The following is a 12,392-nucleotide window of genomic DNA, read 5'->3' as shown; positions in this document are numbered from 1 at the left end:
TGTGGCCGTATTCCGGATCGAACGATTCACCGCCCTCCCCGCCGCCGAGTCCTGGCGCCGGGTGACCGACTGGGAACGGCACTGCGCACACGTCCCGATGACCCGGATCACCGTCCCGACCGGACTGCCCACCAGAATCGGGACCGTCTTCGTGGCTCGCACGGGTGTGGGGCCGCTGGCGTTCGACGATCCGATGGAAGTGGTGCGCTGGATGCCGCCGGTGACCGGGCGAGCCGGGCTCTGCCGGCTGGAGAAGCGCGGTTCGGTGGTGCTGGGCCGGGCGTCGATCGATGTGTATCCGACGGAGTCCGGATCCCATGTCGTGTGGGTGGAGGAACTCCGTATCCGGCTGCTGCCGCAATGGGGCGATCCGCTGATCGCGGCAACGGGCCGCCGGCTGTTCGGCCGGGTGCTGGACGGTCTGCTCGAGGTCACGGTGCGGCCGTAACGGCCTCCCCTACGACGGGGATTGGGAGGCCGTGACTCCCTCGGTACGCGGCTGCCGCCTCGGCCGTGCAGCCGACGTGACAGCCAGGCAGTCGCGCCTTGGACCTGCGCCCGATGTGACCGTCACACGATCGACTCGTTTGTCGGTACGACGGTTATCGCCAACGGCTCGGAAGGCACCGATCCCATGCCGATCCCCCCCATCCCGGCAGCGCTCCACCCGCGGCAGCGAACGCCCCGGCGTCCAGCAGGCCGAAGCCGCGCTCGTGGAACACTACGCGCGTCTCGTCCGGCTCGCCTACCTCGTTCTGCCGCCGTCGCTCGGCCGGCACCGACGGGTTCTCGCCGCCCATGCGGCCGTCCAGCGCGCCCTGCCCGGTCGGCGGGCCGCCGCCGCAGGACCTCCCGAACCGCTCCGGACCCGGGTCCCGGCACAGGGGCGGAGCGTGCCGTCCCCGAGGAACCCCGCCGCGGCGCACGGCGCCACCTCCGCATACGCCTGGGTGCGGCTGCGCGTGCTGCGTACCGCGCTGGCGTACGAGCGGCGGCCCCGCTGGTGGCCAGCGCGGATCCCGGCACCGGCCTCGCTGCGCCCCGCGCTCCCCTTCGTCCGGGGGCTGCGGCTCTTCCCGCGCGCCGGTGGCGCGGAGGAACTGGCCCTGGACCGGACACTTTCCACGGTGTCCGCTGCCGTGCGGGCGGCGTTCACGCTGCGGCTGCTGGAGGAGCTGACCGACCTCGAGGCGACGGTGCTGCTCGCCCGGGCGGGGGCGAGCGATGCGGCGGGCGCGGTACGTGCGGCCGGACGGCTGGAGTCCGCCGACCGGCCGCGGACCGAATCGCTGCTGCGGTCCGCCGAGTTCGACCCGTGCTCGCTCCAGACCCGCCCCAGCGATCTGTTGCGGCGCAGGCACCGGTTGCGGGCGGTGGCCTCCGCTGCCGCGCTGTGCGTGATGGCGGGCGGTCTGGCCGTCCTGGCCGCGGAGAACGGTCCGGGCGGCCCTGCCCGGGCCGGGTCCGTCGCCGTCGATCCGGCAGCGCTGCTGCGTACGGCTGCCACGGAATGGGCGGACACCTCGCGCGTCGACTTCACCGCGTGGCCGGCCCGCGGCGACCGTACCCAGGACCGGGATCTGCTCGGCCGGGCGCTGCATGCCTGGGGGCACACGCCGCGCAGCGTCCACGTCTCCACATCGCCCGGGACGCTCTCCGTGCCGCCCGCCCAGCCGCCCCGGCTGCTGTACGCGGGCGAGGTGGACGGTGCGGCCGTGGTGCTGTTCCACGACGGCGGTGTGCGCGTGGTGCGTTACGCGGAGCCGCTGACCGGAGCCGGGGCGGCCGCGCTCGACTTCGCCCGGACCGATGACGCGGACGTGACGACGGGGGCGGCCGTCGTCGTCAGCCGCAGGGGGGACAGGGCCCGGTTCCTGCTCGCCCCGTGGGTCTCGGAGGCCACCACGCGCGACCTGCTGGCGCCGAACGCTCCGGCGCGGTCGCTGAAGGTGGGCCGCGACGGTGTCACCGCACCCGTATCGCGCCCCTCGCCAGGCCGCAACTGTGGCTCCTGGCCGGTGATGCAGCTGCGCTCCTCGGAGCGCATCGCCGACAACCACTCATTCCTCCTCACCGACCTGGACGATCTCGCTCCGGTCCATCTCACGTACACACCGCTGCCCGGCAGGGGCAGGCCGGCGCGCGAGCCGCGCGAGGCGACCGGTGGTCCGGCGCTGCTGAGCTGGGCACGTACGGTGTGCTCGCTACGGGCGCTGCGGGGCAGTGGGGTCCGTGCGGTCAACAATTGGGCCTTTGCCCGGCAGCCTCTCCCGGAGGGCGGGACACCGGCGGACTGGGTGTGTACCCGGGCCGACACCTGGCAGGGGCCCGGCCGGGTTCTGGTTCAGTTCCTGCAGCCCACCGCATCGCTCACCGCCCCTGGCGCGGTGGTGGCCGACCGGCCCGATACGGCGCTGTGCGGCCGGTTGGTTCGGACAGCACGTCCTGGCGGGCACGCACTGGAGGGCACCGTCCGGCCGGTGGTACGTGCTGGCGGCCGGCAGCCGGGCCGTCAACCGGATCGAGGTGACGGGCGGCGTGCGCGGGTCGGCGGGAAGTACGACGCTGGCGGTACGGGCACCGCAGGACGCGCAGTTGGAGCTGAAGGCCCGGCTGCGCAAGGGCGGGACGCTGTCCGCGGTGCACTGAGAGGCGGAACGGGGAAGGGGCGGGGGCCGGGAGAGGCCGTTCGGCGTCGTCCGCCAGGTCGGTGCGGCGGTCCGGTGCGAGACTCGGCCGCGTGACCGAATTCTCCGGCTCGGCGTTCTCCGGCTCCGCGTTCCACGCCGACGCCGACCACGGCTCCGGCTCTCCTGGTGGTACACAGCTGCGCTGTCTGGTGACCGGTGCCACCGGATACATCGGCGGCAGCAACCGGGACGCGCGTGCAGTGGGCCTTCGCCGCCGACGGGCCCGCGGCGTTCCGGTTCGTCCTGCGACTGGGCCGAGCGTTCCAGGACGCGGTGAGCAATCTCGACAAGCAGTCGGCCACAGCCTCCGCCCGAGAGCGGGGCGGCCGGGCCACTCCCCCGCGTCGCCGTCGACGGCCTCGCGTATCAGGTCGGCACGACCGTGGTGACGGCCTGGCTTCAGCAGGGCCAGTTGCCGGTGGCCAGGAAGTGTCGGATCGTCGCGGCGTACGGGGCGATGTCCAGGCCCTGTTCGGCGAGCCAGTCGTCGGAGTAGTACTTGTCGAGATAGCGGTCTCCGGGGTCGCAGAGCAGTGTGACGATGCTGCCGGCGCGGCCCTGGTCCAGCATTTCGGCGACGAGTTTGAACGCGCTCCACAGCCCGGTGCCGGTGGAGCCGCCCGCCTTGCGGCCGATGGCCTGTTCCAGGGCGCGCACAGCGGCGACGCTGGCCGCGTCCGGCACCTTCATCATCCGGTCGATGGCGCCGGGCAAGAAGCTCGGTTCCATCCGGGGCCGGCCGATCCCCTCGATGCGTGAACCGCAGTCGCTGGTGGCGAGGGCATTGTGGTCGGTCCAGCCGTCGAAGAAACAGGAGTTCTCCGGGTCGGGCACACAGATCCCGGTGTCGTACTGCATGTAGTGCACATAGCGGGCGATGGTCGCCGAGGTGCCGCCCGTCCCTGCGGTGGCGACGATCCAGGTGGGCTCCGGATAGCGCTCCAGCCGCAGCTGCTGGTAGATCGACTCGGCGATGTTGTTGTTGCCGCGCCAGTCGGTGGCCCGCTCGGCGTAGGTGAACTGGTCCATGTAGTGGCCCCCGGAGTCGGCAGCGAGCCTGGCGGACTCCTCGTACAGCTTCTGGGCGTCGTCGACGAAATGGCACCGACCGCCGTGGAATTCGATCAGCCGGCACTTCTCGGAGCTGGTGGTGCGGGGCATCACCGCGATGAACGGCACCCCGATCAGCTTCGCGAAGTACGCCTCCGAGACGGCCGTCGAACCGCTGGACGCCTCGATCACCGGCCTGCCCGGCCGGATCCAGCCGTTGCAGAGCCCGTAGAGGAAGAGCGAGCGGGCCAGCCGGTGCTTGAGGCTGCCCGTGGGATGCGTCGACTCGTCCTTGAGGTAGAGATCGATCCCCCAGTCCTCGGGCAGCGGGAAGCGCAGCAGATGAGTGTCGGCGGAGCGGTTGGCGTCGGCCTGGACCTTGCGGACGGCCTCCTTCAGCCAGTCCCTGTAGTCATGGTCGGTGCGGTCGATGTCGACGGTCGCCGTAACCTCGCCGTCGGGCCTGCGCTCACTGGTGTTCATCAGCACGCTCCTGCTCGTCGTGACCGGACTTGCGGGCCGCCGGCCCCCGGACTCCGCATCCCACGATAGGCCCCCCACCTGCACAAACTTTGACTTTGGGGATCCATAGCACTGCCTTGGTGCCGGGAAGCGGGACGACTGCGGCACGCCGTGACGCATGCGCGACATGCCGCCTCGCTCCGACCTGGTGCGCCCGTGACCGTGCGGGCAGACTGACCGTCAGAAGCGTGATGAAGGGGGCGAACCAGCCATGAAGGAAGCGGAGTTCAGCGCGACGGGGGTACGGATCGAGCGGTGGGCCCGGTCACTCACCAGGGCCGGTCAAGTGATCGTCAAGGACGGTCGGGTGGCACTGCTGACCAGTTACGGGCGGGAGATCGACAGCGCCCCGGCGGGGGCGGTGCGTGCGCGCAGGCCATGGTTCGCCGGAGTCGACTCGACGGTGGCGCGGGTCAACGGGACGTGGCACCGGCTGACCATGGGGCAGCGCGACCGCGGACCGGCCCGTGCGGGGCCGTCGCGCCGTTTCCTGGAGGCGCTGCACAGCGCGGGCGGCCGGCCGGGACGAGGAGCGGGGCCGGCCGGGCGGGGCTGACGGTGCGCCACGACCGGGTCACCGTGAGTTGCGGAGCCCTGACCCCTGAGCGACATTGGAGTCGCGTCACTCATGGTTTACCGGCGGTGACACTGTGATCCAGCCCGCCGGACCAGGAACGGCAGACGCCACCCGCCGACTCCGTTCCGTCGTCTTCTTCCGGACCAATTTCGGGGAGTCGCAGCCGTGATCAGCGAGCCAAGCAGGCACTGCACGGTGGAGCTCCAGGCCCTGCCGGCGCGGATCGGTCAGGTCCGCAGAATCATCTCGGCGCAATTGCGCTACTGGCATCTCGACCCTCTGATCGACCAGGCAGCGCTCGGCGTCACGGAGCTTCTCACCAATGTCCACCGACATGCACAGCCGGACAAGACGTGCACCGTCGAGATAGAGCTGCTGCTCCAACGTCTGACGGTCTCCGTCCACGACCACGACCCGCGGCTGCCGACCGTGCGCGCGGCCGACGCCTCCAGCACCTCGGGGCGCGGACTCGCGATGATCGCCGCGGTCAGTGAGAGCTGGGGGTTCCGGCCGTGGGGCCGGGCCGGGAAGGTCGTCTGGTTCACGCTGCCGGCCCCTTCTCCGACGGTGGCTCTGCCGCCGAACTCGCTGTACGGGGCGACGACCGACGGCCCGTTCGGCGCCGTGACCACCACGTCTCCCCTGGAGGCCGTGGCGCACACCGACGCCCGGTCCGCCGTGGTCGGTTAGGGCCTGATCCGAAAGACAGGCCCTGAATGCAGACAGTGAGGAGTGGGGGGGGGGGGGGGGCCCCCCCCCCCCCCGCGGGGGGGGGGGGGGCGGGGGGGGGGGGGCGGGCGGGCCCCCCCCCCCCCGCCCCCCCCCCCCCGGCCCGGGGGGGGGGGGGGGCCCCGCCGCCCCCCCCACTCCTCACTGTCTGCATTCAGTCGGCGGCGATGGCGCGGAGCACGTCCAGGCGCGCCGCACGCCGTGCCGGTCGCCAGCCGGCCAGCACCCCGGCGGCGATCCCCACCAGGGCGACCACCAGCAGCCGTGTGGGCGGCAGCGCGAAGGCGAACGGGGTGTCGCCCGCGTCTTCGGACGCCTTCACGAGCACCCAGCCGAGGAAGCCGCCAAGGAGCAGACCGCCTGCTGTTCCGAACGCGGCGACCAGGACGGATTCCCAGCGGACCATGGTCCGCAGCTGACTCCTGGTCTGTCCGACGGCCCGCAACAGGCCCAGTTCCCTGGCGCGTTCATGGATGGCCAGCGTGAGGGTGTTGGCGATGCCGAGCAGGGCGATCAGTACGGCGAGTGCCAGCAGCGCGTAGACGAGCGTGAGCATCATGTCGATGGGACCGGCCGAGGACCGCGCGTACTCTCCGCGGGTCTGTACGTCCGGACTGCCGTACGCCGCGGCGGTCTTCTGGACTGCCGCCTTTCCGTCGGCGGTCGACACCCCGTCCTTGAACGACACGGCGATGAGCCTGTCGGAGTCCTGCGCGCGGTGCGGCGCCCAGGCCTGCCGGGTGATGACGTAGGTGCCCGCCAGTTCCGACCGGTCGTAGACCGCGCGGACCGTGAAGGTCTGCTGCTTGCCGTCGGTGAAGGTGAGCCGGGCGGTGGAGCCGGTGTGCAGACCGCGCTCGACTGCCTCCGCTTCGGACACGGCGATGCCGTTCGGGCCCAGTGCGTTCATCGATCCGCGGACCGGACCGAGGTCGAAGACCTTGGCGAGTGCGGCCGGGTCGGTGACGGTCAGGGCGCGTCCGGCACCGTCGACCTCCGCAACGCCCTTACCGAGGCCGACCGCGGTGGACACTTCGGGCAGCCGGCCGACGGCGGGCGCGAGCGCGGGGCTGAGACCGCTGCCGCCGGCGCCGAACCCGGGTGCGCTGATGGCGACATCACCGGCGAAGGAGCGGTCCACGGTCCGGTTCATGGTGGCCTTCAGCGAGGCGCCGAAGACGGTGAAGAGCGAGACGACCGCGACGCCGATCATCAGCGCGGTCGCGGTGGCGGCGGTCCGCTTGGGGCTGCGCAGCGCGTTGCGCCTGGCCAGTGCGCCGGTGACACCGCGCAGCCGGTCGAGTGGAGCGCCAAGGATCCGTACGGCGTATGTCGAGGCGGCCGGGCCGAGCACCACGAAGGCGGCGAGCGCCAGGACCGACCCGGCGGCCGACGGCCAGACGGACGGATGGGCAAGGACGCCGGTCAGGATGGCACCGACCGCCGCGAGCAGCAGCATGAGACCGGTGACGGCGCGGGTCCGGGAGGCCGCCGAGTCGTCGACGGCGGTCTCGCGCAGGGCCGCGAGCGGTGCGGTGCGCCCCGCGCGGACGGCGGGCAGGAGGGCCGAGCCGACACAGACGAGTACGCCGACGGCGAGCGGAAGCAGCAGCGAGATCCCGCTGATCACCAGCGCGCCGTCGGGGAACGGGAAGCCGACGGCGGGGAAGAGCGCCTGCAGTCCGGCGGCGATCCCGATGCCCCCGGCCAGTCCGGCGGCGGAGGCGAGCACGCCGACCGCGGTTGCCTCGGCGAGGGTCGAGCCGAGGATCTGACGGCGGGACGCGCCGAGGGCGCGCAGCAGGGCGTTCTCCCGGGTGCGCTGCGCGACGACGATCGCGAACGTGTTGTAGATGGAGAAGGTGGCGACCAGCAGGACTATCCCGGAGAACACCAGCAGCAGCGTGGTGAACAGGCTGAGGAACGCACCGGAGATCATGCTCTGGTTCTCGGCGGCGGAGGCCTGCCCGGTGATGGCCTGCGTGTCGGCGGGCAGCACGGGAGTCAGCGCGTCCACGAGTTCCTGCTGGCTGGTGCCGGGGTCGGCGCGCACCTGGATGCTCGACGCCTCGCCGGGCTTCGGGGTCAGGTACTTCTCGGCGTCGGCCTGCGTCATCCCGGTGAAGGTGACCTGGCCCATGCCGTCCTCACCGCCGAAGGTCGCGAGACCGACGACGGTGACGCGCACGGGGTCGGGGGTGCGCAGTACGGTCGTGTCGCCGATCTTCAGCCCTCCCCTGGCGGCGGTACCGCGGTTGATGACGACCTCGCCGGACCGGGACGGGGCCCGCCCCTCAGCGAGCTTGTAAGGGTTGAGCTCCGGGTCCTGGATCCAGTTGCCGGCGACGGTGGGCGGGCCCTGGCCGCCGATGGGCTTGCCGTCGGCACCGATCAACTGCCCGGCGCCCTGGATGTCCGGAGCCGCGGCGGCGACGCCGGGCGTCTGCTCGATCGTCTTCAGGAGGGTGGTGCTCAACGGCTGCCGGGTGCCCTGCCCTTCACCGGGCACGGTCACCACATTCGTACTGCGGACGACCGCGTCCGTACCGGCGGCGGCGTTCGCGAACATCGTGTCGAAGCCGGCGCGCAGGGTGTCCCCCATGACGAGCGTGCCCGCGAGGAAGGCGACGCCGAGCAGAACGGCGGTGAACGTGCCTGCGAAACGACGCTTGTGGGCGCGGAGCGAGGAGACGCTGAGGCGCACGGTGGCGCGGGCGCCCGTCATCGCGTCACCGCCGCCACGCCCGGCGCCGGGTCGAAGGCCTTGAGCCGGTCGAGCACGCGCTCCGCGGTGGGGTCCGGCATGCGGTCGACGAGGCGCCCGTCGGCGAGAAAGACGACCTCGTCCGCGTGGGCTGCGGCGACCGGGTCATGGGTGACCATGACGACCGTGCGGGAGGTCCGGCGAACGGTGCGGCCGAGGAGCCGCAGCACCTCCTGTCCGGACCGGGAGTCGAGGTTGCCCGTCGGTTCGTCGGCGAAGACGACGTCGGGGTTGCCCGCGAAGGCGCGGGCCACGGCGACCCGCTGCTGCTGGCCGCCGGAGAGTTCGCTGGGCCGGTGGTGCAGCCGGTCCCGCAATCCCACGGTGTCGATGAGCGCGTCGATCCACTCCAGGTCGCCGCGCTCCCCTGCGAGGTCGATGGGGAGGGTGATGTTCTCGGCGACCGTGAGGGTCGGGATGAGGTTGAAGGCCTGGAAGACGAAGCCGATGCGGTGTCGGCGCAGCAGGGTGAGACTGCGGTCATCGAGCGCGCTGAGGTCCGTGTCGCCGATGAGGGCGGAACCGGAGGTGAGCGTGTCCAGTCCGGCGGCGCAGTGCATCAGGGTGGATTTTCCGGAGCCGGAGGGACCCATGATCGCGGTGAAGCGGCCGGCCGGGAAGTCGACGCTCACCCTGTCCAGGGCCGTGACCTCGGTGTCGCCCGTGCCGTAGACCTTCACGGCGTCGACGACGCGGGCGGCAGTGGCGGCCCCGGTGCGGATGGTCGTGGTCATGCCACACCTCGCCGGCCGGTGAGGCCGAACTGCTCGTCCAGGACGGAGAGCCGGCGCCAGTACTCGTCCTCGTCGATCTCGCCCGCGGCGAAGCGGCGGCCGAGCAGAGTGATGGGCGACTGTTCACCGAGGGCGGCGGGGCCGCTGTGCGCGGCGCGGAGGCCCCAGGGGCCGCGTCGGCCGCCTCGCCACACGGTACGGCGCAGCACGGTGACGACGGTGACGGCGATTGCTGCCCAGACCAGTGGGAAGAGGAAAATCCACGGCCCGGGTCCACCGGAGTAGGCCAGGGTGTTCATCTCGGTCAGCTCCCTCGGTTCGGAGTTCTCGGTCGGCGTTCTTCCGACGCATCCGAGCCTGGCCCCGGGAAGGGGTCCGAGTCGTCGTACGGCCAGCGGCCGTTCACCTACCCCCGCGGGAGTACGTAGCGGTCCGGCGGCTGCTCCCGTTGGCCGGCCAACGTTCCCGGCTTCTGTGCGTACCGGTATGTACAGAGGGCTTCGTGAGCACTCCGGTGCGCACGTTCGCCCGGCTCATGGCCATTGCCGGGACCGCCTTCGTCGAACTGGACGAGATGGACCGGATCGTGTGCGGCATGCGCACGGACGGCCTCGCCGATCCCCTCGGATACGCCCGCTCCATGGGCGGCTTCACCATCGACCGGGTCGAGCCACAGTCCTCGGGAGATCGTTCGCGGGTGGCCGTGACGCGCCCGGTTTTCGAAAGGGCCTTCTATGGACACGTATGCGGATCTCGTATGTCTCGGCGGGCGGGTGGTCACAGTCGATGCGGAGTTCTCCGCCGCCTCGGCCCTGGCGGTGACCGGTGGGATCATCACTGCCGTCGGTGGGCGGGACGACGTCGCGCCGCTCGTCGGACCCGGCACCCGTGTCGCCGACCTGCGGCGGGCGACACGATTGGCTTCGGGGCATGCTGGCGCGGTGGGCGGGTGCGTCTGGGATCCTTCTCCTCATGAACACACCACCGGACGGAATGCCTATCTACCGAGTCCTGACCGGACCGGACGACGCCACGTTCTGCCAGCGTGTGAGCGAAGCGATCGGTGTTGGCTACGAACTGCACGAAGGCCCTGCCATCACCTTCAACGGTGAGAGTGTCATCGTCGCCCAGGCGCTGGTCTGGCCTGCACAGTCGTAGGGACTGTGTGAGCAGCGGTGATCGCGATCGGCCCGTGACATGAGAAGGGCCGTACGGGTTGAGCGAGTTGTGACGCTTACCTGGGCCCGTGCGGCCTGTTCACATCGCCGTCACAGTGGGCGATGCGCACGGCTTGCCGACCATCCGGACCGCACGGACCGTGCCGTCGATGTCGTCACGGCTGGGATCCCGAGCCGCCCGATTCCCCATCAAACCGGGAGCTCTACGGGAATGGTGCAACCCTCTCACTCGCCACAATGGCGAAAAGTCAGCTAATCAGGCACTTAAAGGCACGCTAATGACAGGAGTACAGAGCCGCACTGGATCGTTAATCCGCTTGCCGCTAATCGATCAACCACCAAAGCGGTGAAGTTTTCCGAAGCCAAAGAAGCTCGTCGGCATGCCTTCCCACTCCCGCTATGCTTTCCGACTGAAGCGTGCCGCAGCGGTCGCGGCAACTACAACGGCCGCTTTGTCCCTCGTTCTCGTCCCGACCAGCTACGCCGCAGCCGCTGACGCATCCCTTCCGCTGGGCGATGCCAATCTGGAAGAGACTCGCAGCAGCCAGACCTTGGCCGACGGTGTGACACTGACCCGCATCGTCCGTGGGACCGAGCCCGCTCAGGCCAGCCAGATCAACACCACGACGCGCGGCCCGTGGGTGGTCAACGTACTGACGATCGACCCCTACAAAACCCGTGGGCACCTGGAGGCGACCTACGGGCCGGACCTGGCCAAGACCGAGAAGACCACCGACCTCGTCCGCTCCTCCGGCGCCCTGGCCGGGGTCAACGCCTCCTTCTTCACCTTCACTGCCAGCGCGCAGTACCCCGGCGACCCGGTGGGCCTTGGCCTGTACGGCGGGAAACTCTTCAGCGAGCCCACCCGCGGCCGCGACGAGGTCGACTTCGTCGTGGACGCCAACAGCAACCGGGTCCTGATGGGCCAGCTGAGCTGGTCCGGTAGCGTGCAGAACCGGCAGACCGAGGCCACGTTGCCACTGAAGTACATCAACCACCCGCCGGTGGTTCCGGGCGCTTGCGCCGGCCTCACCGACCAGACCCAGTGCACCCTGCCCGGCGATGTGGTTCATTTCACCCCTGAGTTCGCCGGCGCCACCCCGTCCGGGGTCGGCGTGGAGGTCGTCCTCGACCGGCACAACTGCGTGGTGCGTACCTCGACGACTCGCGGCACGGAGCTGACGGAAGGTCAGAAGTCCCTGCAGGCGACAGGCCGGGACGCGGCGCCCCTCCTGCAGGTCGCAGGACAGGGATGCCTCAACGTGACCTCCACCCTGGTCAACGAGCAGGGTGAGGAGCTCCCCGCGCGCAAGGGGCTGTTCGGTGTGAGCGGCCGCTTCCGGCTCACGGCGGACGGACAGATCGTGGTGAAGCCCGGCGCGGACAACTCGCGCAACCCCCGCACCATCGCCGGAACGACGCAAGACAGAATGATCATGCTCGCGACGATCGACGGTCGCATGACCACCAGCGTCGGCACCACCATGGACGAGACCGCTGCTGTCGCTCAGGCACTGGGCATGCACGACGCGGTCAACCTCGACGGCGGCGGCTCCACCACCATGTCGGTCGAGGGCGCACTGGTCAACCGTCCGAGCGGGACAACCGAACGGGCCGTCGGCGACGCCCTTGTCTTCATGAACACCCCCTACCGCGGCGGCAAGGACTGACGCTGCTTCACAGTGGCGACTGGCCCGGGCCAAGGGGCCCGGGCCAGTCTTGACTACCGCTTGGGCGTGGCAGTCAGCGCGGCCCACCAGCCGGAGGACTCCGCGGACGCCCGCACCCAGCTGCACTGAAGCGCATCTGCGAGGGGAACGACAGTGCTGCCAGCACCAGGACCCGCCTGGCTCACTCCTCTCCTGGGGCGTGTTTCGAAAGTCCCGCCTGCCAGGCGACGCCTGGCACGCACGCTCGCTGCGTTCCCGAAACGCCCTAGTAGGGCTTTGTTAGGTACCCCAATTGATCGTTCGTAGGTAGGTTGTGATGTTCTATCAGGTGTGACACCTGAGGAAATGGGGCTCTTCGGTCGCTTCCGTGGGCGGGGTTATCTGGTTTGACGGCTTGGTAGGTGGGGGCGGTGTCCGCCGAGGGTGAGCATGGCGAGGGCGATGAGGGCGGTGGCGTCCTTGAAGCCGAAGGCCATAC

General features: G+C 70.8%; 9 protein-coding genes and 1 pseudogene. 6 read left to right on the top strand and 4 right to left on the bottom strand.

The genetic code is table 11. The annotated features are described in order from the left end of the window. The first annotated feature begins 1 nt into the window (after window position 1). Both ACIBB8_RS33910 and ACIBB8_RS33905 read left to right on the top strand, forming a co-directional pair. Window positions 2–448 carry an SRPBCC family protein gene (locus tag ACIBB8_RS33910; protein ID WP_398958728.1) on the top strand — a complete coding sequence of 149 codons (447 nt, stop codon included), beginning with the start codon at window positions 2–4 and terminating at the stop codon, window positions 446–448. 181 nt (window positions 449–629) lie between these two features. Next, window positions 630–2,649: pseudogene (locus ACIBB8_RS33905) on the top strand (hypothetical protein). A 440-nt stretch (window positions 2,650–3,089) separates the two neighbouring features. Here the strand turns inward: ACIBB8_RS33905 and ACIBB8_RS33900 are convergent. Continuing rightward, on the bottom strand, window positions 3,090–4,223 hold the full coding sequence (locus tag ACIBB8_RS33900) for a PLP-dependent cysteine synthase family protein (protein ID WP_398958726.1): 1,134 nt from the start codon (window positions 4,221–4,223) through the stop codon (window positions 3,090–3,092). Window positions 4,224–4,473: 250 nt separating this feature from the next. Between ACIBB8_RS33900 and ACIBB8_RS33895 the strand changes: the two genes are divergently transcribed. Next, entirely contained in the window at window positions 4,474–4,818 is a 345-nt protein-coding gene (locus ACIBB8_RS33895; protein WP_398958724.1) for a hypothetical protein, read from the top strand. Window positions 4,819–5,004: 186 nt separating this feature from the next. Further along, window positions 5,005–5,529 (top strand): ATP-binding protein, encoded by a 525-nt coding sequence (locus ACIBB8_RS33890; RefSeq protein WP_398958722.1) that lies wholly within the window; start codon window positions 5,005–5,007, stop codon window positions 5,527–5,529. A 193-nt stretch (window positions 5,530–5,722) separates the two neighbouring features. On the opposite strand, the gene ACIBB8_RS33885 is transcribed toward ACIBB8_RS33890, so the two are convergent. Genes ACIBB8_RS33885 through ACIBB8_RS33875 form a run of 3 tightly spaced genes read right to left on the bottom strand, consistent with a single transcriptional unit; the run spans window position 5,723 to window position 9,365 of the window. Further along, window positions 5,723–8,293, bottom strand: a complete 2,571-nt coding sequence (locus ACIBB8_RS33885) for an ABC transporter permease (RefSeq protein WP_398958720.1) — start codon at window positions 8,291–8,293, stop codon at window positions 5,723–5,725. Then, window positions 8,290–9,066, bottom strand: a complete 777-nt coding sequence (locus ACIBB8_RS33880; RefSeq protein WP_398958718.1) for an ABC transporter ATP-binding protein — start codon at window positions 9,064–9,066, stop codon at window positions 8,290–8,292. Before ACIBB8_RS33880 ends, ACIBB8_RS33885 begins: the two co-directional genes overlap by 4 nt. Then, window positions 9,063–9,365, bottom strand: a complete 303-nt coding sequence (locus tag ACIBB8_RS33875) for an SHOCT domain-containing protein (protein ID WP_398958716.1) — start codon at window positions 9,363–9,365, stop codon at window positions 9,063–9,065. The genes ACIBB8_RS33880 and ACIBB8_RS33875 overlap by 4 nt, the downstream gene beginning before the upstream one ends. Window positions 9,366–10,038: 673 nt before the next feature. On the opposite strand from ACIBB8_RS33875, the gene ACIBB8_RS33870 reads away from it, so the two are divergent. Together ACIBB8_RS33870 and ACIBB8_RS33865 are read left to right on the top strand one after the other, a co-directional pair. Then, on the top strand, window positions 10,039–10,224 hold the full coding sequence (locus ACIBB8_RS33870; protein WP_398958714.1) for a DUF1737 domain-containing protein: 186 nt from the start codon (window positions 10,039–10,041) through the stop codon (window positions 10,222–10,224). A 472-nt stretch (window positions 10,225–10,696) separates the two neighbouring features. Continuing rightward, entirely contained in the window at window positions 10,697–11,914 is a 1,218-nt protein-coding gene (locus ACIBB8_RS33865; RefSeq protein WP_398958712.1) for a phosphodiester glycosidase family protein, read from the top strand. Window positions 11,915–12,392: the final 478 nt, after the last annotated feature.

Origin of the sequence: Streptomyces sp. NPDC051286, assembly GCF_044455345.1 — a bacterium.
GTDB lineage: Bacteria > Actinomycetota > Actinomycetes > Streptomycetales > Streptomycetaceae > Streptomyces.
This window is presented reverse-complemented; position numbering and strand designations above follow the sequence as displayed.

Bases quoted from the DNA above. Each gene is read 5' to 3' on its own strand.
- ACIBB8_RS33900 (WP_398958726.1), bottom strand. From the start codon at position 4,223: ATGAACACCAGTGAGCGCAGGCCCGACGGCGAGGTTACGGCGACCGTC.
- ACIBB8_RS33895 (WP_398958724.1), top strand. From the start codon at position 4,474: ATGAAGGAAGCGGAGTTCAGCGCGACGGGGGTACGGATCGAGCGGTGG.
- ACIBB8_RS33885 (WP_398958720.1), bottom strand. From the start codon at position 8,293: ATGACGGGCGCCCGCGCCACCGTGCGCCTCAGCGTCTCCTCGCTCCGC.
- ACIBB8_RS33880 (WP_398958718.1), bottom strand. From the start codon at position 9,066: ATGACCACGACCATCCGCACCGGGGCCGCCACTGCCGCCCGCGTCGTC.
- ACIBB8_RS33875 (WP_398958716.1), bottom strand. From the start codon at position 9,365: ATGAACACCCTGGCCTACTCCGGTGGACCCGGGCCGTGGATTTTCCTC.
- ACIBB8_RS33870 (WP_398958714.1), top strand. From the start codon at position 10,039: ATGAACACACCACCGGACGGAATGCCTATCTACCGAGTCCTGACCGGA.